The following is a 24,891-nucleotide window of genomic DNA, read 5'->3' as shown; positions in this document are numbered from 1 at the left end:
CCTAGGCCAGACGCCAAAGCTTCTATTTTTTTATGATATGAACATCTTGATTTCGTACGGTAATGACTTCCTCCGTCATTCCTACAAACAAACCGCTTTCCACTACGCCTGGAATCATTGTAAGCTGTTTTTCCAGCACAGCGGGATTTTCAATTTCTGAAAAATGGCAGTCTAGAATGTAATTTCCGTTATCGGTGATAAACGGCGTATGATCATCTAAAAGCCTAAGCTGCGGTACACAGCCTGCGCTGCGAATATGCTTCGCGGTCATTTCCCAGCCAAAACGTATCACTTCAACAGGAAGAGGAAAAGCTCCTAGCGTCTTCACTATTTTCTTAGAATCCGCAATCACGATAAAACGCTTCGCTGCGTACGCAATCATTTTTTCTCGAAGCAGCGCTCCCCCTCCTCCTTTAATTAAAGAAAGCTCGCTATCCACTTCATCCGCTCCGTCAATTGCTATATCAATATATTCAACATCCGCTAAGGTAACAATAGGAATTCCTAGTTTCCTTGCCAGTTCTTCTGTTTTTTGAGAAGTAGGAACCGCTTTGATGTTTAATCCATTTTTTACTCGTTCACCTAGTTTTACAATTGTATAATAAGCTGTTGAACCTGTCCCTAGCCCTACAATCATTCCATCTTCAACAAATTGTGCTGCTTTTTCACCAACTGCTTGTTTTTCAATCATACGAAGGCCTCCTTACTCATATTGTACCCGTTTACATAAAAAAGCAAAAGCATTATGAACCCTTACGAAAAAACTCAGCTGACTATTCAGCTGAGTTTTTTTGAAACCGTGTATTTAGAAGAATTTTTTCTACCCAATACTGCTGTTTTGTACTGTTTGTCTGTTCATTGCTTTTTAGTTCAAACGTATAGTAAATATACCTGCTTGAATAATCATCATTCACATAAGCATGATAAATGCTATACTTTCCATCTCTTGTTTGTTTTTTCACATAAATCGTTGCATTTTTACCTTTTAACATGTAATCAGGCTGAAACGCATCCATTTTTTTTTGAGCTTCTTTGCTTTTTTTCTTAGAAAATAAAGCCGTTATTTTCCCAGCATTGTATGAATCATTTTCCTTCGTTGATGCTGTCCATACTTCACGTTCATCTTCACTGCTTTTATAAGAAGATTTATGAATAACATACTGAAGCGGAAACCACATCCTATATTGATTGGTATCCGAAGTAAATAGTTCAAATCCATTGTCTGTTTGTTCATGATCGACCAAAAACGTACTCGTAAACTTATCTGCCTGCGCTTCACTTTTAAATTTCCCGCTTTGAAACAGCCAAATTCCTACGGCAATGACCAATGCTCCAGCTACTGATGCGGCTTTTTTTCGATCCATTGTTTCCACACACCTTTTAATACCCCTTTAACTTTCGATAATACCATATTGATGTTTACATCGTCATAAGGAGAAATAACCAAAGGATTATCAGAGCGCACATGCTAATTTAACTAGAAAAATAAACTTTTTTACAATAGTAAATTGGATAACAAGCGCTGGGCTAACAGCCGGTTTGCTTTGCCCGGCTCTATCGTATACGTTATTAATTCCTGCTTTTCAGCTTCCGCTTTTATCAAACATTCACCCTTTGGAGAAAGAAGAGAAGTCGTGCTTTTTTGGTTCTCTAAGGCATAATTCACACTTGCAAAGTAAATACCATTCTCCGTACTTCTTGCAATCATTGCATAATCATAAAACTTCGGATCTGGTACTTCACCAGTAAACTGTGGATGAAACACAATGCTTGCTCCTCTTACAGCAGCCCATCGAACAGTTTCAGGATAGCGCCATCCCTCGTGGCAAATAACAATACCGAATTTCACGCCGTTTATTTCAAACAACTGGCGGCCATTTCCAGGCTTATAACCAAATTGATCTTCTGCTGGATCAATTTGATTTTTAGTTTGATACCCTAATTCTTTTCCATTTTCATCAATTACAAAAGCAGTTAAATGCATACCAAGTTCGTCATGCCATTCCAGTGGTAAAATTACGTTGAGCTTTAACTGTTTGGCAAGCAACTTAACTTTATAAAGCGCATTTTGTTGAATTTCGTGATTGTATGTCTCAACTTCAAAACCCACTCCTCTAAGTCCTGGCACAATTGATTCTGGAAAACATACAAGGTTACATCCTTCTTCTGCTGCTTGTTTCATACAATTTTCTACCGTTTCTACACTCTCTGCGGCTGACTTTGGAAATCTCACTTGCGCTAACCCAATTTTCATTCATTGCTCCTCCACTTCCAACATCATAAAAAACTCATGCTACTAGCGTAACATGAGTTTTTTATCTTTAGGTAAATAATTTAATTAGCATGCTGAGAAGAATACCTACTGCACTAAAGTCCGAATCTCCAAATGTTGTGCCTTTAAAACCTAACGACGCGAGAACAGGCAGTAAAATAGCCGGTAAAAAACTAATTAAGATTCCATTGGCAAATGACCCGACCACTGCTCCTCTTCTTCCACCCGTTGCATTTCCAAACACTCCCGCGGCGGCTCCGGTAAAAAAGTGTGGAACGAGGCCTGGCACGATAATACTTAGCCCAAATAAAGGCAAAAAGAACATTGAAATAAGGCCTGCGATAAAGCTTGAGAAGAATCCGATCACCACTGCATTAGGAGCAAAAGGAAACACTGTTGGACAATCTAAAGCTGGAATGGCATTTGGTACCGCTTTGTCTGCAATTCCTTTAAATGCGGGTACAATCTCTGCTAAAAGCATACGAACACCCGCCAGCACGACATATACACCTGCTGCAAACGTGATAGCTTGAATGAGCGAGTACACAATAAAGTTTTGACCCCCGCTTAATTTTGTTTCAATAAATGCAGGTCCAGCAAAAAGCGCAACAACAATAAATAAAACGGTCATAGTGAGCGAGACAGAAACGGACGTATCTCGAAGAAATCCTAAGGACTGAGGAACTTTAATTTCTTCTGTAGTTTTTTCCCGATTCCCTACTCGCTTGCCGACAAACCCTGCTACCAAGTAGCCTAGGGAACCAAAATGACCAACGGCAATATCATTTGATCCTGTAATTTCACGCACATAAGGCTGAAGAAGTGCAGGGAATAAAACCATTAAGATACCTAATAATAGCGCACCGATAAAAATCAGAGGTGCTCCTGTTAACCCGCCTGTAGATAAGATAGCTGCAATCAAACAAGCCATAAACATGGTATGATGCCCCGTTAAAAAGATATACTTAAATTTCGTGATACGCGCGATAATGATATTTACAATCATACCTAAGAGCATAATCATCGCTGTTTCTGTACCAAACGTTTGTTGAGCTACAGCTACAATTGCTTCATTATTAGGAATGATGCCCTCAACGGAGAACGCTTTATTAAACATTTTTCCAAACGCTTCAAGTGAAGCAATTAATATGTTAGCTCCTGCTCCTAGTATAAGAAAGCCCATAATCGTTTTTAAAGTGCCGGATACAATATCTGCACTTTTTTTCTTTTGAAGCAACAAACCGATTAGGGCAAACAATCCTACTAGAATAGCAGGTGTTCCTAATATATCTTTCATAATTAAATCAAACATGGCTTACGCCTCCACGAAGTATTTTTGCAGTGCTCCTTTAATTTCCGCTTGATTTAAAATGTTTTGCAGCGCCACGACCGTTCGAGTACCATCATCCAATTGATTCACAATATCTGCAGATCCTAAATAGATATCTGCCTGCTCCGTTTTACTAGTTGTTAAATCCGTATGAGATACCTGTGCTTCAACACCAAGTTCTACTAAAATTTTCTTTACATTCATTTCCACAATAAAACTGCTTCCTAAACCGTTTCCGCATACAACTAAAATCTTTTTCATTTTTCATCTCTCCTTTTAATTTGAGTAAGCTTCAATTAACGCAAGCATTTCTTGTTTTGTTTTCATTGCAATAAGCTTGTCAATATTATCGTTTTCAGATAGCATCATCGAAAGCTGAGACAGTGCTTTTAAGTGGGTTTCATTATCAGTAGCAGCAAGTACAATAATCAGCTGCGCTCCGTGCTGCTTTTCAGTAGAAAAATAGACGGGCTCCTTTAAGCGAAGCATGCTCATCCCCACACGATTCACGCCTTCTTCTGGCCTTGCGTGAGGAAGCGCAACTTTTGGCGCAATAACAATATAAGGGCCTAACTGTTCTACACTTTTAATCATTGCCTCTACATAAGAAGGTTCAATATATTCGTAGTTCAGCAAAGGCTTGGCAGCCAGCCTAACAGCTGCTTTCCAGTCATCTGCTGAATTTGTAAGCTGCAAGAATGGCTCCTGCAATACTTCATGCAACATTGGCTTTCTATCCTCTCTTACCATTTTTTTAGATTGCTGTATAACGAGTTTTAAATTAGCTAACAGAGCTTTTTCATCTTGTATATTTGCATGCTGCTTGATAATACCCATGATGGCTTGAGTCGTTAGCTGAGAGGAAGCTGGTTCAACCAAATCGATTAATCTCCGCTTTTCATCATCTGTTAAAATAGGATTCACAAGCATCACATTCATTCGCTTTTTTAACGGCGCAGTTGTAATAACTAAATCATAGCTTTCCTTAAATTGTTCATAGTCCCTTACCGTCATCGGCCCTATCAATTCAGCGTCTGTTAGCAGTTGTTCAAGCTGATACTGAAGCATGCGAGACGTTCCAATTCCATTGGCACAAACAATAACAATACGCTTTTGTTTTTGCCTTCCCGCTCTTTTTTTCATCCATCCTCCAAAATGAAGAGCAAAATAAGAAATTTCGTCTTCGTTAATACGTGTTTGAAGGCTTTTTTCCAAAGAAAACAACGCTTTTTTTGTCAGTTCCACTATATCCTGATATTTTGTTTGAATAGCTGAAAGCATAGGATTAGGAAGATGAATATTATAGAGAAGCCTGTAATAAGCCGTCTTCAAATGAATATATAAATTTTGTTCAAGCCGGTTTCGATCTTCAAATACTACACAAGCATAGGCTTGAAACCGCGATACCATTTCTTTTACAATGCTTCTCATCCAATCCTCACTATCTGCTTGATTTACTACATTTACTTTTGCACTTAGTAAGACAGTGGCAAGATAGTGCTTTTCTTGTGATGGAAGCCCAAATCCTAAAACGCTTTCAATTCCTTGCAGCGCTTTATATTGCCTGGTTTTTTCTAATTCGTCTTTTCTAGTAATCAAGGAGTCTACGTAGCGCTTGCTTTGAATGCGCTGAATACAGCATGTAAGCATATACGCTAATTGCGTCAGCATCTTGTCTGTAAACGCCATCCCCAGTTTATCTTCACACTCCACAAGCCAGTTATAAATCATTGAATATTCGTAATCTGCTTTCATGACCCTTTTCAGCAATTTTTCTTGGTGTTGACTTATTAATTCCGTGATGTGTATATAAAGCAAATTTCGAATGTCGCTTTCAGATCCCTTTACTTCGTACCCATCTTTATAGCTGTACGTCAAAGATATGCCTTTCTTCGCCCACTTGTTTTTTAAGTCTTTAATGTCTTGCAGCACAGTATTACGGCTAACTTCTGTTTCTTCCATTAGCTGCTGAGTTCCGATTTTTCCGCCTCGAAGTATACACATCAAAGCAACGTATATTTGCCGGTCCTCAACTGATAAATAAGCAGATGGCATAACATGAGAAAATTGTTTAGCAACTTGATCCTTTGCTTGATCGTTTAGAAAAAAACCTTTTCCATATGTGTACTGAACAAACTCTAATTCTTGCTGACACAGCCAATCGTTAATTTTCTCAATATCGTAATAGATGGTACGTCTTGACACTTGAAACTGTTTCATTAACTCTTGTACTGGTATAAATGTTGCAGCTTGAAGCAAAACTTGCAATACGGCCGTACTGCGTTTGTCTAACACATGAATCACCTTCAGTCCAATTCGTGCACAAATTGAAATACTTACTACGCTTTATGCTTTTACTATACTACGGGTCTCGCAAAATGATTAGACCGAATTCACCCACATACATTGTGCAAAAAATGTACTCAACAAAAAAAGAAGTGCTGTATGCACTTCTTTTAGGGGTTAATCTTTAGTCTGCTGTACCTTAGCTTCTTCAATCGCTTTTTTTAAATGGCCGTCATGTTTAACAAGCAGCCGGTGCACTTCATCACCTTCTATAGAAGTAAGAAGCGCAAGGATAGCAGCTTTTGGCGTTTTGTAGGTTTGTAAACTTTCCGCTGCCTCTTCTGATGAGACACCTGTTAGTTCTGCAATAATATTTTTAGCACGCTGTACGAGTTTATCATTGGTCGGCTGTACGTCTACCATTAGATTGCTGTAGACTTTACCAATTTGAATCATAGAAGCAGTCGTCAGCATATTAAGAACAAGCTTTTGAGCAGTTCCGGCTTTCATTCTTGTAGAACCTGTTACAACTTCCGGCCCTGATTCTGCTACTATTGCATATTGTGCTTCTTGTTCCATAGCTGATTGAGGAGAATTTACAACGCAGCCGGTTACTGTCCCCAGGCTGTTTGCATACGCAAGCGCTGAGAGTGTATAAGGAGTTCTTCCACTTGCAGCTATACCTACAAGAATATCTTTATTTGATAAATTAATCGCTTTCAAATCTTCTATCGCTTGTTTCTTATTATCTTCTGCTCCTTCTAACGCATGCCGAAGCGCTTTGTCTCCTCCGGCTATAATACCAATTACTTGTTCGGCAGGTGTACCGAATGTTGGTACACATTCCGATGCATCTAACACGCCCAGGCGTCCGCTTGTACCTGCTCCGATATAGATAAGACGGCCGCCTTGTTTAAAAGCGCTGACAATTTCATCTACTAACAAGGCAATAACAGGAAGCACCTGATTGATTGCATGAGGCACTTGATGATCTTCTTCATTAATTTTTTTCACAATTTCCAGGCTTGATAATTCATCAATGTTTAAGGTTTGCGGATTGCGTTTTTCTGTTAAGATATGATTCAAGTTCACTGTGATCCCCTGCCTTTTCCACCATCATTTTTTCTCTATTTATACTTCTTCATGAACAAACGATAAGCCCCTTTAGCAGATGATACTTGCTGCATTGCCCACTGGATATGCTTTATTTCTTTTTCACATGCTTCCTTATAAACATTAAATACTTCTGGAACTTCTGTTAAAATGCTGCCTTTGCATGCCAGCAAGCAGCTCCCTTCAAACTGCTGTTTCTTATACAAACGCAGCGTCATGTTTGCAAGGTTCTTTCCAGCTTGCTGAAGAATGTCACTTGCTTCTTGTTTATGATTTCTCGCTTGATTTACAACAAGCAGAGTGAGTGAAGCAACTTCTGATTTAGGAGATGAATAGACAAACTTTTTTATATCGTGTATGGTATCTGCTTTTACATGTTGCAAGATTGTCTGACTAAGGCTGCTGTAAGGACGGTTTTGATCATGCTCTTTCGTCAGCAATATAAGTGCTTGAAGACCAATCCAATATCCGCTTCCTTCATCTCCAAGAAGATGTCCCCACCCTCCGCCGTATTCGTACACTCCGTCTTTTTTTCCAATGCCGACAGCTCCAGTTCCTGCAATGGTTAAAATGCCGTCTTTTCCACTTAAAAGTGCTTCATGTGCAATCATGGCGTCATCATATACCCCTACTTCTACCTGATAACGATTATAAAAATACTTTTTTATTTCTTCTTTAGATAATGCTTTACTTCCAGCAAGTCCTAGTGAAATCCCTTTACATGTATGACCAGCAAGCGTCGTTTTGCACGCCGTAATACATTCATCAATATGAGTAATAGCCGTATCGTAATGAATAAGCAAATTGCCGTAACCGCTTTTTGAAACAGCAAGCTCTTGACCGTCTAAGCTGTACGCAACGGCTTCTGTTTTTGTTCCGCCACCGTCGATACCGATAATATAGTCCATTTCATCACCGCTCATAAAAAGCAAATTTATCCCATGGCTGCAGTTCATTTAATAAGAAAATTTCCTCTTCTGCAATGCGCCCTACTACGTTAGTTTTCCCTGAGTTTTCCATGTCTAACAGCGCAATTTGCAGCTCCCCTTTGTACTGTCCGTAGAGCTCATTTTCTATTAAAATATCGCCTCTTCGAATGGAAGGAGTATGCGTAGGCTTGAATTCTTCTTTTTTATATTTTACTCGGCTTTGCGTAGAGCGAATTAAATAATCGGATACGTCTCCTCGGTAAAAATGAAACTCTTCCAGCACAATTTTCTTTTCAAGCTCAGTAATCGTATCATACAGAGTCACATTAAAGGTAAAGCGCTCTTGCTGGACAACATCGCGCAGCGACTTCATTTCTTCTTCCGATGCATACGCATTGGCGATAATTGCACAATCAATTAACTCCGTTTTAAAAAGATGCTTAGCCTGCACATCAATCGGAAGCGTGCGGTGCATCTCAAGCGTACAAAGCCCTTCAGTAACAGGCCACGGTCCAAAAGTAGCGCTTGGTGAATTAATAAAAGCAGCGGTTTCTAGATTATGTTCTTTAAACAATGCTGAACACTTCATAAAGTGATCATACGACAATCCTGCGTACCGATGAGGATAGAAATTATGCGATCCCAATAGCTGTTTTCGATTTGGCCGGTAACTTAAAATATTATCGACATACTTTGTTGCATTGCTCATATTAATTTCAATTTTTAAGCCGTATGGATTAAAGGTCATAATAGACTCTTCATTTCCCGTATAACCTAAATCAAGACGAATAGCATAAGCTCCTAGTTCGTGAAAAAAAGATAAGTCATCATAAGAAATGCCAAGCGCTCCAAATACGCGAGGAGCGATATCCACTACTACTTCCATCTCTAGCTCATTGGCAAACTCAATGATTTCTTTAAAATTTGCCATTACTTTTTTCTGATCGCCTTCAACAGAAAGCAAGCACGTAAAAATGCGGGTAAATCCGTATTGATGCGCAAGTGCTATATACGCTTTATCTTTTTCCACAGTCGAATGTTCCGGGTAAATCGCAATACCTAGCTTTTTCATTGATTTTCGCCTTCTTTTTTAAATTTTTTAATAAGCTTAATCATATGTTCAATTAATTTTTGCTCTGAAATAGCCGTCATTAAATGATCTTGTGCGTGAATTAAAAGCAGCGACTTTTCAATTGTTTTTCCGGTCAATTCACGTTGAATAAGCGTCGTTTGCGTTTTATGAGCATGACTGAGCTCTTCTTGAGACTGCTTTAAAAGTTCGTCAGCTTTATTAAAATCATAATCTTCAGCTGCTTCTAACGCTTCGTATGCCAGTGATCTAGCATTTCCTCCGTATGCAATAAGTTCAAAAATTTCATTTTCCATATTTGCTGCTTCTGTCATTTCTTCCATCCCCTTTTTTATAGTGGCACAGGCGTAATGTTTCCTAATATTACAGGAGACAAGGCGCCGGTTGCGCTTGGTACATTGCTTGGATAACCTAAAAGTGTTTCATTTGCGAGCACCGCAAAAGCTACGGCTTCTTTTGCTTCTGAAGACATTCCTATTTCTTCTTGGGTATACACACGGCACCGCTTTCCTAGCTTGGTTTTAATCATATCCATCAGCGTATTGTTATAGCTTCCTCCTCCTCCAATAATCACTTCGTCAATAGAATAGGCAGGAAAAATAAATGTCTCATAGTGATGTACAATGGATGATGCCGTGAACATAGTAATCGTAGCCAGCAAATCTTCTTTTTTATGTTTGCTATATTTCTCTAGCAGTCTCCTTGTGTACTGTGTACCGAACAGTTCTCTTCCCGTCGATTTAGGAGGAGAAAGCTTCATGTAATCATGATTCATACAGTCTTCTAAAAGCTCTGAAATAATAGTTCCGCCAGCTGCTAAACGCCCATTTCCATCAAATGAAACATTAAAAAGCTGCTGACACGCTTCATCTATCATCATATTTCCCGGCCCCGTATCAAAAGCTACTACGGGTATAGGAGAGTGTTTTGGCGGAATCAACGTTACATTCCCAATGCCTCCAATGTTTTGAAGCAGCCTTGTACGGTCACTGTGGCCATACAAAATCCGTTCCGTATGAGGAACTAACGGAGCACCTTGCCCGCCCGCTGCCATGTCCATCACCCTGAAGTTTGCCACTACCTTCGTTTTGGTTTCATAGGCAATAACAGCGGGCTCTCCAATTTGCAGGGTAGACATTGCTGTATTTCCTGAAGCATAAGGCTGGTGGTAAATGGTTTGCCCATGCGATCCGATGACATCTACATGTTCAAGAGAAAAACCGGCTTCTTGGCACACTCTTTTCACTGCATCTGCAAATGCATAGCCCAGTTTAAAATTTAAGCTACAGATCAGCTGCACATTTGAAGATTCAACAGAAATGGCCTGTTCAATTTCCTTTTTTAACTGAGAAGAAAACGGCATAGTAATGAAATGAAGAAGCGTAACTTTACTTTCATAGCCGCTTCCTTCAATTTGAACAAGAGCCGCATCAATTCCATCAAGTGACGTTCCTGACATAAGTCCCACAGCATACATACTACGCATTCACTTCCTTAAAAAAAGCGGGTAAATACTTGCGATGAGCTTGAAGCAGTTCATCTAAGACCGCCTTAGCCAGTTCGTCACTTGAAACAAGCGGATTAATGGTCAGGGCAACAAGTGCTTTTTCATAAGATCCTGTAACGGCAGCTTCTGCTCCTACTCGTTCAAACGATTTAATTTGCTGCACAAGTCCGTTCACTTCTACAGGAAGTTCACCAACAGCAAGCGGTACCGGTCCTTGTTTTGTTATGATACAGTTTAATTCAACCGCTGATTCATTCGGCAGTGAAGAAATCGCGCCGTTGTTTTTTACATTTACTGTTTGAATATCACCTTTATCGTTGTAAATGGATGAAATTAAATTACATGCGGCATCGCTGTAATAGGCTCCTCCTCGTTTTTCCAGCTGCGGAGGCTTCATTTCTAGATTTGGATTTTTGTAGAGTTCGAAAAGCTCTGCTTCTAATACTTTGACCACTTCAGCGCGCGTGGCACCTGACTGAAAGGCCAGAAGCTCTTCTGCTAATATTTCTTTTGTTTTATAGTAGTAGCGGTGATAAGGACATAAAATCACGCCGAGAGCTTCCAAAAAATCCGGTTGCCACGGAATAGGAGCTATGTTTTTCATTGTTACTTGGGACTTTGGATCACTTAATCGGCGAATAACTTCTTGCGTTACTTTCTTTCCTTTGACATACACATGCAGTCCATATACCAAGTGATTTAATCCTGCAAATTCAATGTACACATCTTCTTTTTCTATTTGAAGCAAGCTGGCAATCGAGTTTGTCATATGTACAGGCAGGTTGCAAACTCCTACTATTTTAGAATGCTTTCCGTAGCGAAGCAGCGCCTCCGTTACCATACCTGCAGGGTTCGTAAAATTAATAAGCCAGGCGTTTGGACAAATTTCGTGTATTTCCTCGGCAATTTTCAACAAAACCGGGATTGTTCGCAAGCCCTTGAATAATCCTCCCGCCCCGTTTGTCTCTTGACCAATCATTCCGTACTTAAGAGGGATACGCTCATCTTGAATACGCGCATCAAGCTGACCTACTCTAAGCTGTGTTGTTACAAAATCAGCATTTATTAATGCCTTTTTTCGATCAAGCGTTAAATGAATTTTCATATCAACACCTGCTTTTTTGACCATTCTCCTTGCGAGTGCTCCTACAATTTCAAGCTTCTCTTTTCCTTCTTCAACATCTACAAGCCATAGCTCTCGAATCGGAAGCTCATCATATCGTTTAATAAACCCTTCGACCAATTCAGGTGTATAGCTTGATCCTCCCCCTATTGTCACCACTTTCATTTTTTGCCCCTCCTTGTTAAAAAACGGCTAAATATGTAACGGCTGTGCACCCTGCTCCAAGCAAAACAAAGCGGGTACAAACGGCAGTTTTAGATAAAGCTGCGGTTGAAAGCCGAACGGAAATAAATGTTGTAAGCAGCGCTGCTGATAGACTTGTAATGACAAATAAACTATGCTGTGCTGATAAACCAGCATACTGCAGCAAAGGTGTAAAAATAACGTTGCAAAGAACCATGGTTAGCAGAAATAAAAACACGGTTTTATATCGAAACCGAACAAACATTGATCTCCACTCCTATTAAAGAGATAGAAGCCAAACAAGTTGGCTTCTCTTTTTTTACATTTGAACTGAACTATCGGATGGTGCAACCGTTGCTTCATCGCTTTTTTCCATTTCAACCATCTTTCGGTCGTACATTTTAAAGAACGGGAGATAAATGACAACAGAAATAGCAATATTAATAACGACTAGCACAACCGCCCGCCAGTCCCCCCCTGTCGACAGATAAGCTCCAATTGGCGCTGGAAGCGTCCAAGGAACCATTACGTAGGTTGGAGTAATAAGGCCTGTCGCCGTTGCTGCGTATGAAATGATTGTTGTAATAATCGGGATAATGATAAATGGAATAATTAAAATAGGATTTAAGACAATTGGCAGACCGAAAATAATTGGCTCGTTAATATTAAAAACCGCTGGAATAAAAGATGTTCTAGAAAGCGCTTTCGAATATTTAGATTTTGAGAAAAACAGCATCGCTAAAGCAAGGCCCAGCGTCGCTCCAGATCCTCCGATCCACACAAACCACTGAAAGAACGTTTCGGGTGCAATATATGGAAGCGTTGAAGCTCCGTCTGCTACCGCTTCAGCATTTTTCGCTAAATACACTTCCCATACAGGCCGTGCCACTGTCCCAACAACAGAGACGCCGTGGATTCCAAATGACCAGAAAAACGTAATTAAGAAAACCGGTATTAACACTCCTGCTAAACTATCTCCAGCTTCTACAAGCGGAGCAACTAGTTTATCAACTAAATGGTGAAGATCGATACCTAAAACAATGGTAATAATCGTCATAAGTACAACAACAATTGCAACCGGAATGAGCGCTTCAAAAGACCGTGATACCGAAGGCGGCACTTGTTCCGGCATTTTAATGGTGACATTTTTTGCTTTACAAAACCTGAGAATCTCCACCGACAAAATCGATACAATCATCGTTACAAATAAACCGTGACCTCCAAGGTTTGTCATTGGAAGCATAAACCCTTCTTCTTCAATCAGCTTTGGAGTCACCGTAAGAAGTAGTGCAGCTACTGCAATTTGCGCTCCTGACAGCGGATCGAGATTATAGCTTTTGGACAAGTTGTACCCTATCCCAAAAGCTATATATAAAGACATAATAAACATCGTGACTCGATACGGTATTAAAATATTGGCGCTGTTATCAGCTGCCCATTTTGCAATTGTGCTGTCTTGCGGCACAGGCGGAAATGCTAGAATCAAGAAAAAACTTCCGATAATGATAAACGGCAAAGCGGAAATAACGCCATCACGAATGGCTTGAAGATGCCGCTGTTCTGATAGCCTGGCCATAGGTCCTGATAAATTGTTCTCTAAAAACGACACAAATTTGCTCATATACCCTTTCCCCCTCCATGTTCTCCCCTTGTGTAATAAACCCCTTTTCTATTTAAAAAGCAGGAATACACCTGCTTTCCTCAGCTAACGAGCTGTTGAACCGTTTTATAAAGCGTCGGACCTCCAAGCGGCGTATAAGCCTGCGGCGGAATCGGCCCGCACGGAACAGAAGCTTTATCCGCTTCCGCTTTCACTGCGTTAAACCGGTGGCGAATCTGCGGTGCAACCATTACAACATCCCAGCCTTTTTGAATTTCTTCTGCCACTTCATTTGTCCCAATTGCCAGCACTTCCATATCCGTTCCGTGCTTTTGTGCTTCCGTTTTTAACGCTTTTACCACAATCGCACTTGACATTCCTCCAGAACATACAAACAATACCTTCATTTTCTCGTTTCCCCCTACCTCTTTATTTTTTGAATTACATTATGTGTATCGATTATGCGTTCAAATACTTGATTGCCTTTTTGAATACATAACCGTATAAACATCGCATCTACAACGGCTAACTGAGCAATACGAGCGCTCATCGTTCCAATTCGGATATGCTGTTCTTCTACTGAAATAGTCAGCAGAATATCAGCTAATTTAGAAGCTGGCGATGACCCGTGCTGCGTTAGCAAAATAACGACTGCTCCTTTATCTTTGGCTATTTGCATCAGCTCCACTACTTCTTTTGTTTGACCGGAAGTCGATACTACAAACAGCACATCCTCTTTTGTCATGTTTGTAGCCATCACCATTTGAACATGACTATCTAATGAAAACAGCGCTGAAATATCAATTCGAAGCAGTTTATACTGCGCATCTAGCGCAACTACAGATGATCCCCCTGCTCCGTATAAAAACACTCGCTTCGCTCCATGAATAGCTTCCGCAGCTGCATCAATTGCAGAAGAACTCACTAATCGACTCGTATTCATAAGTGCACTCATACTTTTGCTCATGACTTTTTCAAGCACGGCTTCGGTCTCGTCTTCGAAATTAACCGGAAGATTGGGCAGCTGCTCGTTATTCACCTTATGGGCATCTTTTGCTAATTCAATCTTTAATTCTTTAAAACTATTGATTCCTACACGCTGACAAAAGCGGATAATCGTAGCCTCGCTGCACTGACACTGCTTAGCTAGCTGTTTGGTCGTTAAGTTCAACGTGGTCGTAGGATTTTCTAACACGTAATCAGCTACTCTTCCTTCAGCAGGACTGTAATGATTCATTTGTGCATCGATTAAAGTAAGTACGGAAAATTGGCGCATGAATTCCTCCATCGTTAAGTAACGTATTTCTAAAATATTCTTTAAATTACCATTATTATATTTTTTCTGAAGTTTAATTTCAATATTTTTCTGATATTTTTAAAACTTTATTTTATTTTTCAGAATATTTTATTAAAATCTATTGTGAATATAACGACCGCATGCTATATTATGAAAGAAATTTTATCTCAACCCAAAAAGAAGGAGGAACGAATATGCATATTAAAAAATGGATTGGAGGCGTCCTGTTTTTGCTGCTGTTTTGTTCGAGCGCGTTACCTGCTAAAGCAGACGTACCTACCACGTATCAAAAGCGGGAGCTTCGAGCCGCTTGGATTGCAAGCGTATACAATATTGACTGGCCTTCTCAGCCTGGTCTTCCGGTTGAGCAGCAGAAAAAAGAGTTTGCCTATTTGCTAGATGAAGTCAAAAAAATGGGGATGAATGCTGTGGTCGTTCAAATTAAACCTACCGCTGATTCCTTTTATCCGTCGAAATATGGCCCGTGGTCAGAATATTTAACGGGTACACAAGGAAAAGATCCCGGCTACGATCCTCTAGCTTTTATGGTGGAGGAAGCACATAAGCGCAACTTAGAATTCCACGCATGGTTTAACCCTTACCGCATTACCATGAATCATACTGATTTAAACAAACTTGCCGATAATCATCCTGCCAAACAACATCCTGATTGGGTCGTCTCCTACGGAAAACAACTCTACTACAACCCAGGTATTCCAGAAGTGAAAAATTTTATTATTGAAGAAGTGCTCGAAGTCGTAAGAAACTATGATATTGATGCTGTTCATATGGACGATTATTTTTATCCTTATAAAATTGCAGGGCAAACGTTCCCAGACCAAAAAACATATGAAACCTACGGTGCTCAAACATTTTCGAATATTGAAGACTGGCGACGTGACAATGTTAATCAGCTTGTTCGAGATTTAAATACGTCTATTAAAAGAACAAAATCATACGTAAAATTTGGTATCAGTCCGTTCGGCGTATGGAGAAACATTGCTAATGATCCAACTGGCTCTAAGACTACTGCTGGACAAACAAACTACGATGATTTGTATGCCGATACGCGTACGTGGATTCAAAATGGATACATTGATTACATCACTCCGCAAATTTATTGGAATATCGGATTTGAACCCGCTGCCTACGATACGCTGCTCAACTGGTGGAGAGATGAAGTTCACGGAAAGCCAGTCCACCTTTATATTGGACAAGCTGCTTACAAAATTAATAACAACGCGGTAGAGGCATGGTCTGATCCCGATGAGTATCCAAGGCAAATTGCCCTGAATCACCAATTTCCAGAAGTACACGGGAGCATGCATTTTAGCCTGAAAGATTTGAACCGAAACCCACTAGGAATAAAAGACAAGCTGCAAAACGATATTTATAAACATCCTGCTCTTATTCCGTCAATGCCTTGGCTTGATGATACGGCCCCAAAAGCACCAAAATTAAAAAACGCGGGCCCTCATACAAAAGAAGCGGCGTTTGAAATTCGAGATCATCAGCAGAATGATTCCGCATATTATGCCATTTATCGCTTCCAGGGCAATAAACGAGGCGAAATCCACAACGCAGAAAACTTGCTGACGACCGTTCGGAAAACAGGAGAAACACAATTGTTTGCAGATCAAAGCGCACTCAAAAATCAAACATACACATATGTTGTAACCTCTGTTGACCGTTTGCATAACGAAAGTGCTGTTTCCCGCACGCTTACTGTAAAAGCATCTCATTAAAAAAGGTTCTATAGCAAAATGTATGGTAGGATAAAGAAATCAAATGATGCTTTATCAAGCCATTCTGTTATAGAAAGTAGTGAAAAAAAGATGGAACCAAACTATGACCGCGCCTTTGGCGTATATGGAATTTGTATGCGAGATAACAAGCTGCTTGTTATCAGAAAAAATAGAGGGCCGTATATTCATCGCTTTGATTTGCCAGGCGGACAGCTAGAACACGGTGAAACATTAACAGATGCGATGAAAAGAGAATTTAGTGAAGAAACGGGCTTTAAAATTACTATTATTTCTCAAGCGGGTACAACGGATTTTCAGTATCCCTGTAAGTGGAAAGAATTTACCCATGTACATCACATTGCCGTTTTTTATCACGTAGACATTGCCGGCGGTGAGCTTCTTTCCAACCCGGTCCAGTTTGAAGGACAAGATTCTTTGGAAGCATTGTGGATCGCACCGCAAGATCTTAACATCAATAATGCTTCTCCTCTTGTTCTAAAAGCAGTGGAATCTTTAAGCTTATTATCATGGCCTTATGAATCTCAGATTTATGATGAATGGGAACTTAAAACCTCCGAACGATAATGATGATAGTGACTAAACATTACTGCTGAATATCGCAGGCTTAGCTTCTGTTTAGGTCAAAATCAGAAAATATGTTTAATTTCTTTCTAATGGTGGAACAGACAAGTAACACTACTTAATCACTAATAGAAAGGAAGATTAACATGAGTAAAGGTTTAGGAGATAAAGTTAAAGGAAACGTATCAAAAGCTAAAGGTGAAGTAAAAGATCAAGTTGGAAATGCAACGAATAACCGCGACCTTCAGCGTGAAGGAAAAGCTGAGAAAACAAAAGGAAATGCTCAAAAAGCAGTAGGCGAAACAAAAGATACATTTAGCAATAAATAAAAAAAGGACGAGCTTATGCTCGTTCTTTTTTTATTTAATAAGCTGATTTAAGCTTTTAATGATTACGTTTGGCTGCAATTCTTTATGTTCAGCTACATTTCCTTTTCGGTTGACCCAAGCCGTTGCGAACCCGTAGTTTTTAGCACCGGCAATATCCCATGTATTCGATGACAAAAATAATACTTCTTCTCTTTTTGCGTTCATTTTGTTTTTTGCATAGTGATAGCTTGCCATCGTAGGCTTGTACTGTTTGATTTCGTCTACGGAAATAACGTCTTCAAATAAATGATTCATGTTGTGATAAGAAACAAGCGGATCAATCATGTGCTTAGGACCATTCGTAAAAATAGCCAGACGATAGCCTTTTTCTTTTAAATAGGCGAGCACCTCTTTGACCTCATCGTAGACATTCAGCTTCATATAAGCACTCATCAGCATTTTTTCTTCGTGTTCCGTCAAATCAATATCATTTGCTTCTGCTGCATATTTCAGGGATTGATTTGTTAATGTATAAAAGTCAACGTATCTTCCCATCAGCTGATATTGCATTGCATATTCAATTTGCTTCAAACGCCATAAATGGCTAATACTTTCTCCTCGTTCCGGATACAGCTTATCACACGTTTCAATAACGGTATGTACATCAAACAGTGTTCCATATGCATCAAACAAAATTGTTTTAAATTTCATCTGCGTTCGCCTCCTTCTTTCATTTTACCCACTCGTAAAAAAACATAACGTTTTTTCTGTTAAAAAAGAGGCATATTACCAGCTGAGGTATACTCATTTCTTATGAAGATAAAAAAACAGCAGGCTCTCCTACTGTTTATAATCCCACACGACTTTCCATTCTCCTTTTTCACGAACAGCATACACTTTCTGCACCAAATCAAAGTTTCCATATTTCCCTTTATACGTTTGGATAACGGTCATTTCGTAAACAACAGGAAACGCTTTACGATCATTTTCCATCTTCCAGCTCTTTCTTTTTTCAACATCTTCAATGGAATACGTAAAGGTGTCTACCCCAAAATGATTGAGAAATACGTGTGCACGATCTTGTATGTATGCACCTTTTGTCCACTTCTTTTTCATGGATGAATGAAAAAGGTTCCATGATTCCGAAAAGTTCCCTTCCTGTTCTAGCGTATAAAATTCTTTTACGGCAGATTTGGCTTGATGACTCGGAGAAAAGAATGTAAATTGAAACATCCAAATTCCCAGCGCAATAACAGAAAGAAACACAGCTACTCCTAAACTTCGCTTCAAAAGCAGTGTTTTTTTTCGATACAAGTAAAAAGCCCCTTTATCAAAAATGCAGTATACAACAGCTTATTCGATATCGAGGCTTTTTAGTATTGCTGAACTAAACTTATGGGGCATATCCTCAAAAAAAAGAGATTGAGACATAACTACATACATGAAATCTACGTTCACTTAACCATAAAAGATCCGAACGTTTCATCGTTCGGATCTTCCTTCAACTAAAATACATTTGTCTCAGCCTTTTTCGTCGCTATACAATGTGAAAAGCCATTTGCATGGCTGCTAAAAAGCCTACGAACACAAGGCCGGTCACGAGACCCTCTTTCCAATCTGGGCGGTCCCCTCGAACAAATTTAGCAATATCATACGATAGCATTGCTGCTAAAAAAATCGATAAGACAATATACAGCGGCTCCATCTTTTATCACCCACTATTTCTTTTCTTCAGTGTAACAACTTTTTCATAAGTATGCATGTAAGAAAAACAGCTTAAAATTCTTGACGAATGTGTGAAATTTCTCTTTTTTATGCATAAACTACTTAAAAGCGCGAAAGGAAGATGCCGTTTGTCTGCTTTTAATCCTCAGCAATTTAGCGTTACATACCGGCAAGGAAGCACGCCCACTTTCCCTTTTATTGGGCGCCGCTATACGCTCACTCATTCTGAACAAACAGATGATTTATTTCTTTGGATCGATGAAAAGTTTGCTGTTGATCAATTAAATGAGCAGCGAAATGAGCTTTTTGCCGAATGGCTCCACAAAGACGGTGTTGATACGCTGTATGTATACGTATTTATTGGAAATGAACAGACGGAAAAGTCTGTGCAAGCCATTCGTTATGCTATTTTCAAACAAGAAATGCCTTACTTGCTAAAAGCATTGCGCTACGGTGATGCCACGTTTTTCAACGCTCACCCTGCTTTAGATCGTTCCCCCATTTACGTACATTTTCATTCCAGCGACAAAGAATTTCATTCCATTCGATATTTTCAAACGCCTTCTCACTATGCCTAAGCATATGAGAAGGGGCCTTTGCTCCGTTAATCTCCTGTTTTCCAAACTCCATTTCTTCTAGGGTCTCCCGCTCCTTCCATTTGTTTATCTTGAAAATTAATGGTTAATGCTTGGATACCTCCATAAAAGACGTTGCTTTCCTTTGTTTCTATTCGAAACGCAGAAGGAATATTTTTTGTATTTAAATCAGGCTCTACATAAATAGTCGAATCGTCAAAAATAAATCTCGGTTCATTTACAGCTTCTTGAAGCGGTTCATTCCCTTCAAGGTTTTTAGAAAGTACCTGAGTTAAAATTTGAGGAATCCGTGTTCCGCCCGGAGAACCTATTCCCATCGCCCACTCGCCTTTTTCTCTTATAATAGTTGGAGCCGTAAAAGTTCTTGCTCTTTTTCCTGGCTCACGATTATTCGGTTCTTTGCTTCCAAACGTATCAGCATTGTTATTAAGAAAAAAGCCGTCAACTTGTTCACCTGTACCAAAGAAGTTACTTAACGTATTGGTTGTTGATACAACGGTTCCTTCTGAATCAATAACTACAAAATGTGTTGTACTTTCGTGTTCTTCATCGCCTTCACCTGAAGAACGTGTCGGGTGATTGACCAGGTTTGTTATATAATCATCACTAACTAACTCACTTGAGTTTTGATGATGAAAGTCAGGATCTCCGATTTGTTTTAATCGGTCTGAGTAAGCTGCTTTTTTAATTCTGTTCATCGTTTCGTAATAGTCTTTGTCAGGCATTGTTTCAAGATTTTCTGTCTCTGCCATTTTTAACATTTGAATAAGTGTAATTCCAGAAAAAGGCGGAGGCGCTGAAATCACTTCTGTTCCATTGTAAGTAGACACGACAGGCTTAGTTTCTGTTACTTGATAGGAAGATAGGTCTTTTTTAGAAATAGGCGTTGCATCAGCAAGATCTTGTGCCACATCTCCTTTATAAAATGCAGATGCACCTTCTCGCTGAATCTTAATTAACGTTTTAGCCAACACTGGCTGCGTCAGCTTTTCTCCTTCTTCAATTGCTTCTCCCTTCGGATAAAATGCGGATAGATCATCCACATCCATCCTTCCTCGAGAATAATACAATCGAGAAGATAAAAGAGAGTCTACTTCAAACCCTTTTTCAGCGTATTCAACAGCCGGCTGAATTAAATCACTCATTGATTTTGTGCCATACTTCTGCTGAATATATTCCATACCAGCGACAAATCCCGGCACGCCGTTTTTACCGCTCATAGAAGTTGGAGCGGTTTCCCGGTAATCGATAAAGGTAGCAGGCTGATCTTTTTTGGCGATCAGCATACCTCCGCCTCCGCCAATTCCAGATCCAAAAGGTTCGACTACGTTCAGGGCATACGAAATAGCAATAGCCGCATCTACTGCATTCCCGCCTTCTTTTAATACGTCCATCCCTACATTTGCTGCCAGAGAATTAGATGAACTCACACCATAAGAATGATCATTATTTTTTTTAAGCAGCTTTTTAGGACTAAGATCTGTACTCGATTGACTCATAAAAAAAGCGGCTATAACGCAAATTAATAATAAAAAAGCAATAATATTAAACAACAGTAATTTCTTATTCACATCTTACCCTCCATTTTTACTTATCTGTATATTTTGTGAAGCGCTTTCATTTTTATCCATACATTAAATTGCACACAAAAAAGACATCGTCCTAGACGATGCCTTTTTTGTTACTGCATAAGATTTATTTTCCAGCGGCTGCCGCAGCATCATTTACTGCATCTGTAGCAGCTGATTTTGTTTGTTCAATCATTTTTACGTTATTTTCAATTTTTTGCTGTTCATCTGTTGAAAGAGTAGCCGGATGCTTCAAAGCTCCAAGTCCTGCTACTACTCCTGCTACAATAGCAATTGGTCCTACAATCCCTACGATACGTTTTGCGATCATTTTCTATTCCTCCAATTAAGTTAGTCTGTACTTTTTTCCCATAAACCGTGGCGGCGCGGATCAGCGTCACCTTGAATCTTATTTTTCTTTAAGTCTTTCACAAGAGCTTGAACGCCTCCGTAAAACATCGCGTTATCATTGTTTTTTAAGTCATAGCCGTACGTTTTTAAACCATCCTTCGTTGACTGTTTAAGCTTGGCTTCTGAATAAAACTTATGAGAATCAAAAATGACACGCTTGTTTTCTACTGCGTTTTTAATGGAGTCTTTGTTTTCGAAATAATCCCCAATTACTTGCGTTAACACTTGAGGAATGCGATTTCCTCCCGGTGTGCCAATGGACATTACCCATTCATCACCTTCACGAATAATGGTAGGGGCTGTAAATGTTCTTGGACGCTTGCCAGGTTGACGCTTATTAATTCCTTCCCCAAACGTATTGAGCGTATTATTTAAAAAGAACCCATCTACATATTCACCGCTGCCGAAGAAATTACTCAGCGTATTCGTTGTTGATACAACGGTTCCTTCACCGTCCATCACAACAAAATGAGTGGTACTTTCATGTTCTTCGACGTCGCTTACTTTGGTGTGATCTGTTTCAGTATTATTTAATTTATTACGAAGTAAATGCACGTAATGATCGTCGATCCAATCATTTGGCGTTTCTTTTATAAAAGCCGGATCGGCAATTTTTTTCAAGCGGTCTTGATAAGCTACTTTTGAAATTTGACCAAGAAAATGATAATAAAGACTAGGATGCGATTCCTTCAGCTTCCAAATATCTTCTTGATCCGTCATTTTTAACATTTGAATGAGCGTAGCACCAGCAAAAGGAGGAGGTGCTGAAATAATTTGATGACCTTTATAATTAGTTGATAGAGGTTTGCGCTCAACAGGCGCATACTTTCGCAAGTCTTTGTGACTTACTTTCGTTTCTTCTGTAATATCGTCTGCAATTTTCCCTCTATAAAAAGCATTTGGCCCTTCTTCCTTAATCTTTTGCAACGTGTTCGCTAATTCATGCTGTTTGACAATTTCACCTGTGTTAATGGCGTCCTTATCTGGATAAAAGCTAGGAATTTCATCTTCATTCACATTTCCTTTGTATGAAACCAGCCTATCGTGCAAATCTTTGTCCACTTTGTACCCATTTTCGGCATAGTTAATGGCCGGGTCGATTAGTTTGCTCATCGACAGAGATCCGTAGTGATGCTGAATATAATCCATACCAGCGACGAACCCTGGTACGCCAATCTCATCTTCTTTATCATTCTTAGGTGCAATTTCTCGGTAGTCAATAAATGTTGGAGAGGCATCTGCTGGATCAATCAGCATTCCTCCGCCTCCCCCAAGTCCTGATCCGTACGGTTCCACAACACCAAGCGTGTAGGAAATGGCAATAGCTGCATCAACTGCTGTACCGCCTTGTTTAAGAATTTCCATACCTACTTTTGTGGCGCGAGGATCTGAAGTACTTACTGCATATTCTTGTTTTGGAAACATAAATTGATAAACACATACACCTACTATGAGTGAAAAGATGACAATGGAAACAATAATCGTATTACGTTTATTTATCATCTTTTACCTCCTCTGTGTATGACGGGCTATTAGTTAGCTTGTGCTTCTTTCTTTTTGCGTTCCTCTGCATGTTTTATAATGCGAGAATGATCTAAGTTTAATTCAAACTTGTTTCGTTCTTTTTCTAACAGTTCAGGGTTTGAAGAAAACTTGTTTAAATCGTTATAAATACGCTTCATGCGCCAAGGGTTATCTGTTGGGGTTGGTGTACCTGCTTTAATAACCATTGGAATAACATCAATTTTAGCTTGGCCCTGCTTGTTTAAATGATACTGAACCATCGCTGTATTTTTCGTACTTGACCACCCTTGGTCAAAAATAAAGTTTCCTAAGCTATAGAAAATAACCGAACCTTTATATACGTCATATGACTGTAGAACGTGCGGATGGTGACCGATGATAATGTCCGCACCAGCGTCTACCATCGCTTTTGCTAGTCCTTCTTGACGAGGACTTGGCTGTGCATCGTATTCCTCACCCCAGTGGGCATTTACTACAACTAAATCAGCATTTGCTTTCGCTTGCTGAATCGTGCTGAAAATAAGATCCGGATCTGCTTTTAAAATACCTGGGTTGTTTTTTCCAGCCGACATTCCGTCTGAATATACATCCGTAAAGCCTACGGTTGCAATGCGGATGCCGTCAGCATCTTTATACGAAATATGCTTTGCTTCTTCAGAGTTACGGCCAGCACCAACAAAATCTAATTTGTTTGCTTCAAAAGTAGAGATCGTATCTTCTAACCCTTTTGCACTGTAGTCCATTGAATGGTTGTTCGCTAAGTTTAATACGTCGAAACCTGCATTTTTAACGGTCGCTAGATCAGCAGGCTTACTATATAAATGAATACCTTTTTCCATTGCTTTATATGAATCTACGTCGTTTGTTAAAATCGGCGTTTCGTAGTTCCCGCTTACGTAATCCGAATTTTTAAAGAACGGCTCCACGTTGCGGAATACAAAATCTTCTCCGTAGCGTTCAGTTACTTCTCTTACATGGCGACCCATCATAATGTCTCCGACCATAGTCATCGTTAAATCATTATTGGCCTCTGGATTAGCCGTCTCAGGGTTCTCAAGAGCATCCGAACGCTCCATCCATCCTGAAAGAGCTAAAATTACGATTAAAATTGGCGTTAAGATAAGAGCTTGCTTGCCTGTTGTAGGCTTTGTTTTCTTTATAAACATCAATACTTTTTCTTGAAAGTTTAATTTTTTCTCTTTCAACGCTTTCACCTTCCTTTACCAGCTGCGGTTTGTTTGTGTATTAAAATAAATAATAAACTTGCATAATTCCAAATGTTACACCACTTAATAAAACCGTTGTTCCAACTGTTAAAGGAAGACCTTGCTTTTGCATTGTATTTGCAATTAAGCCCGGTACAATGATACCAATTCCGCGTAATTCAAACACTTCAAACGGCAAGATCGGGAAGAAATAATCAAATGCAACTTTAATCACAATACCCGTAATTAACATCGCTGTAAATTTGCGACGTCCATATAAAATAACTACTTTTGAGATTCCGTACACGACGATAACGTACGTTAAAATACTAATTAAGAAAATCATTAAAATGGTAATTGGCTGATCAAATACAAGAGCTAAATACCCTGGTACGATAAGACCGGCTGGCAATACGCCCGTTTTTTCTGTAAAAATTAAGCTTAGTGTAACCCCTAACACAAGGGCAATATATAAATCTGATCCGAACATGAAATGG

The 24,891-nt window shown here is 39.5% G+C and carries 28 protein-coding genes; 4 read left to right on the top strand and 24 right to left on the bottom strand.

Translation table 11 applies throughout. The annotated features are described in order from the left end of the window. Positions 1-22: 22 nt before the first annotated feature. From rpiA to ACOZIR_RS14225, 16 genes are all read right to left on the bottom strand, one after another. Positions 23-691: a ribose-5-phosphate isomerase RpiA gene (rpiA, locus tag ACOZIR_RS14300; protein ID WP_045293176.1), complete on the bottom strand. Its 669-nt coding sequence runs from the start codon at positions 689-691 to the stop codon at positions 23-25. A gap of 82 nt (positions 692-773) precedes the next feature. Further along, a complete protein-coding gene (locus ACOZIR_RS14295) occupies positions 774-1,364 on the bottom strand; it encodes a hypothetical protein (protein ID WP_045293178.1) in 591 nt (196 codons plus the stop codon). A 131-nt stretch (positions 1,365-1,495) separates the two neighbouring features. Further along, the gene (locus ACOZIR_RS14290) at positions 1,496-2,254 is read right to left on the bottom strand and encodes a carbon-nitrogen hydrolase family protein (RefSeq protein WP_045293181.1); all 759 of its coding nucleotides are present in this window, start codon (positions 2,252-2,254) and stop codon (positions 1,496-1,498) included. A gap of 67 nt (positions 2,255-2,321) precedes the next feature. Next, on the bottom strand, positions 2,322-3,584 hold the full coding sequence (locus tag ACOZIR_RS14285; RefSeq protein ID WP_045293183.1) for a PTS ascorbate transporter subunit IIC: 1,263 nt from the start codon (positions 3,582-3,584) through the stop codon (positions 2,322-2,324). A 3-nt stretch (positions 3,585-3,587) separates the two neighbouring features. Continuing rightward, positions 3,588-3,863 carry a PTS sugar transporter subunit IIB gene (locus ACOZIR_RS14280; RefSeq protein ID WP_013055730.1) on the bottom strand — a complete coding sequence of 92 codons (276 nt, stop codon included), beginning with the start codon at positions 3,861-3,863 and terminating at the stop codon, positions 3,588-3,590. A gap of 15 nt (positions 3,864-3,878) precedes the next feature. Further along, the gene (locus ACOZIR_RS14275) at positions 3,879-5,897 is read right to left on the bottom strand and encodes a BglG family transcription antiterminator (RefSeq protein ID WP_045293185.1); all 2,019 of its coding nucleotides are present in this window, start codon (positions 5,895-5,897) and stop codon (positions 3,879-3,881) included. 168 nt (positions 5,898-6,065) lie between these two features. Further along, positions 6,066-6,980 (bottom strand): N-acetylmuramic acid 6-phosphate etherase, encoded by a 915-nt coding sequence (murQ, locus tag ACOZIR_RS14270; protein WP_421535638.1) that lies wholly within the window; start codon positions 6,978-6,980, stop codon positions 6,066-6,068. 35 nt (positions 6,981-7,015) lie between these two features. Further along, a complete protein-coding gene (locus ACOZIR_RS14265; RefSeq protein WP_237758480.1) occupies positions 7,016-7,924 on the bottom strand; it encodes a BadF/BadG/BcrA/BcrD ATPase family protein in 909 nt (302 codons plus the stop codon). Further along, positions 7,914-9,002, bottom strand: coding sequence for a MupG family TIM beta-alpha barrel fold protein (locus ACOZIR_RS14260; RefSeq protein WP_340141547.1), 1,089 nt, complete (start codon positions 9,000-9,002; stop codon positions 7,914-7,916). Before ACOZIR_RS14260 ends, ACOZIR_RS14265 begins: the two co-directional genes overlap by 11 nt. Further along, positions 8,999-9,334 carry a PTS lactose/cellobiose transporter subunit IIA gene (locus tag ACOZIR_RS14255; RefSeq protein WP_045293192.1) on the bottom strand — a complete coding sequence of 112 codons (336 nt, stop codon included), beginning with the start codon at positions 9,332-9,334 and terminating at the stop codon, positions 8,999-9,001. Before ACOZIR_RS14255 ends, ACOZIR_RS14260 begins: the two co-directional genes overlap by 4 nt. Positions 9,335-9,351: 17 nt before the next feature. Then, positions 9,352-10,497 carry an anhydro-N-acetylmuramic acid kinase AnmK gene (gene anmK, locus ACOZIR_RS14250; RefSeq protein ID WP_045293194.1) on the bottom strand — a complete coding sequence of 382 codons (1,146 nt, stop codon included), beginning with the start codon at positions 10,495-10,497 and terminating at the stop codon, positions 9,352-9,354. Position 10,498: 1 nt separating this feature from the next. Then, complete coding sequence (locus ACOZIR_RS14245) at positions 10,499-11,815, bottom strand: 6-phospho-beta-glucosidase (protein ID WP_045293196.1); 1,317 nt, start codon at positions 11,813-11,815, stop codon at positions 10,499-10,501. Between the two features lie 16 nt (positions 11,816-11,831). Next, complete coding sequence (locus tag ACOZIR_RS14240) at positions 11,832-12,098, bottom strand: hypothetical protein (protein ID WP_045293197.1); 267 nt, start codon at positions 12,096-12,098, stop codon at positions 11,832-11,834. A 54-nt stretch (positions 12,099-12,152) separates the two neighbouring features. After that, a complete protein-coding gene (locus ACOZIR_RS14235; protein ID WP_013082024.1) occupies positions 12,153-13,454 on the bottom strand; it encodes a PTS sugar transporter subunit IIC in 1,302 nt (433 codons plus the stop codon). A gap of 80 nt (positions 13,455-13,534) precedes the next feature. Further along, positions 13,535-13,840, bottom strand: coding sequence for a PTS sugar transporter subunit IIB (locus tag ACOZIR_RS14230; RefSeq protein WP_028412249.1), 306 nt, complete (start codon positions 13,838-13,840; stop codon positions 13,535-13,537). Between the two features lie 14 nt (positions 13,841-13,854). Next, the gene (locus ACOZIR_RS14225) at positions 13,855-14,709 is read right to left on the bottom strand and encodes a MurR/RpiR family transcriptional regulator (protein ID WP_045293199.1); all 855 of its coding nucleotides are present in this window, start codon (positions 14,707-14,709) and stop codon (positions 13,855-13,857) included. A 215-nt stretch (positions 14,710-14,924) separates the two neighbouring features. Between ACOZIR_RS14225 and ACOZIR_RS14220 the strand changes: the two genes are divergently transcribed. The 3 genes from ACOZIR_RS14220 to ACOZIR_RS14210 all read left to right on the top strand — a co-directional run bounded on the left by ACOZIR_RS14220 (position 14,925) and on the right by ACOZIR_RS14210 (position 17,386). Continuing rightward, on the top strand, positions 14,925-16,475 hold the full coding sequence (locus ACOZIR_RS14220; RefSeq protein WP_045293201.1) for a glycoside hydrolase family 10 protein: 1,551 nt from the start codon (positions 14,925-14,927) through the stop codon (positions 16,473-16,475). Between the two features lie 90 nt (positions 16,476-16,565). After that, complete coding sequence (locus tag ACOZIR_RS14215; RefSeq protein WP_328120230.1) at positions 16,566-17,060, top strand: NUDIX hydrolase; 495 nt, start codon at positions 16,566-16,568, stop codon at positions 17,058-17,060. A gap of 143 nt (positions 17,061-17,203) precedes the next feature. Further along, complete coding sequence (locus ACOZIR_RS14210; RefSeq protein ID WP_013082019.1) at positions 17,204-17,386, top strand: CsbD family protein; 183 nt, start codon at positions 17,204-17,206, stop codon at positions 17,384-17,386. A gap of 30 nt (positions 17,387-17,416) precedes the next feature. Here the strand turns inward: ACOZIR_RS14210 and ACOZIR_RS14205 are convergent, their stop codons facing one another. From ACOZIR_RS14205 to ACOZIR_RS14195, 3 genes are all read right to left on the bottom strand, one after another. Further along, complete coding sequence (locus ACOZIR_RS14205; protein ID WP_013082018.1) at positions 17,417-18,076, bottom strand: haloacid dehalogenase type II; 660 nt, start codon at positions 18,074-18,076, stop codon at positions 17,417-17,419. Positions 18,077-18,205: 129 nt separating this feature from the next. After that, entirely contained in the window at positions 18,206-18,679 is a 474-nt protein-coding gene (locus ACOZIR_RS14200; RefSeq protein WP_013055714.1) for a hypothetical protein, read from the bottom strand. A 223-nt stretch (positions 18,680-18,902) separates the two neighbouring features. Beyond that, positions 18,903-19,070 (bottom strand): hypothetical protein, encoded by a 168-nt coding sequence (locus ACOZIR_RS14195; RefSeq protein ID WP_013055713.1) that lies wholly within the window; start codon positions 19,068-19,070, stop codon positions 18,903-18,905. A gap of 148 nt (positions 19,071-19,218) precedes the next feature. Here ACOZIR_RS14195 and ACOZIR_RS14190 point away from each other — a divergent pair, with 148 nt between their 5' ends. Then, a complete protein-coding gene (locus ACOZIR_RS14190; protein ID WP_045293206.1) occupies positions 19,219-19,668 on the top strand; it encodes a staygreen family protein in 450 nt (149 codons plus the stop codon). A gap of 26 nt (positions 19,669-19,694) precedes the next feature. Here the strand turns inward: ACOZIR_RS14190 and ACOZIR_RS14185 are convergent, their stop codons facing one another. The 5 genes from ACOZIR_RS14185 to pgsC all read right to left on the bottom strand — a co-directional run bounded on the left by ACOZIR_RS14185 (position 19,695) and on the right by pgsC (position 24,884). Continuing rightward, entirely contained in the window at positions 19,695-21,257 is a 1,563-nt protein-coding gene (locus ACOZIR_RS14185) for a gamma-glutamyltransferase family protein (RefSeq protein WP_310878222.1), read from the bottom strand. A gap of 124 nt (positions 21,258-21,381) precedes the next feature. Further along, positions 21,382-21,585 carry a CapE family protein gene (locus ACOZIR_RS14180; RefSeq protein WP_013082014.1) on the bottom strand — a complete coding sequence of 68 codons (204 nt, stop codon included), beginning with the start codon at positions 21,583-21,585 and terminating at the stop codon, positions 21,382-21,384. A gap of 20 nt (positions 21,586-21,605) precedes the next feature. Then, positions 21,606-23,168 (bottom strand): gamma-glutamyltransferase family protein, encoded by a 1,563-nt coding sequence (locus ACOZIR_RS14175; RefSeq protein WP_045293208.1) that lies wholly within the window; start codon positions 23,166-23,168, stop codon positions 21,606-21,608. Positions 23,169-23,197: 29 nt separating this feature from the next. Next, a complete protein-coding gene (locus ACOZIR_RS14170; protein ID WP_045293209.1) occupies positions 23,198-24,394 on the bottom strand; it encodes a CapA family protein in 1,197 nt (398 codons plus the stop codon). Between the two features lie 40 nt (positions 24,395-24,434). After that, the gene (gene pgsC, locus ACOZIR_RS14165) at positions 24,435-24,884 is read right to left on the bottom strand and encodes a poly-gamma-glutamate biosynthesis protein PgsC (protein WP_013055707.1); all 450 of its coding nucleotides are present in this window, start codon (positions 24,882-24,884) and stop codon (positions 24,435-24,437) included. Positions 24,885-24,891: the final 7 nt, after the last annotated feature.

Source organism: Priestia sp. D3YE.R1, from assembly GCF_049199565.1.
In the GTDB taxonomy this organism is placed as follows: Bacteria; Bacillota; Bacilli; order Bacillales; family Bacillaceae_H; genus Priestia; species Priestia aryabhattai.
Note: the sequence above shows the minus strand (reverse complement) of the source record. Positions and strands in the feature narration are given on the sequence as shown.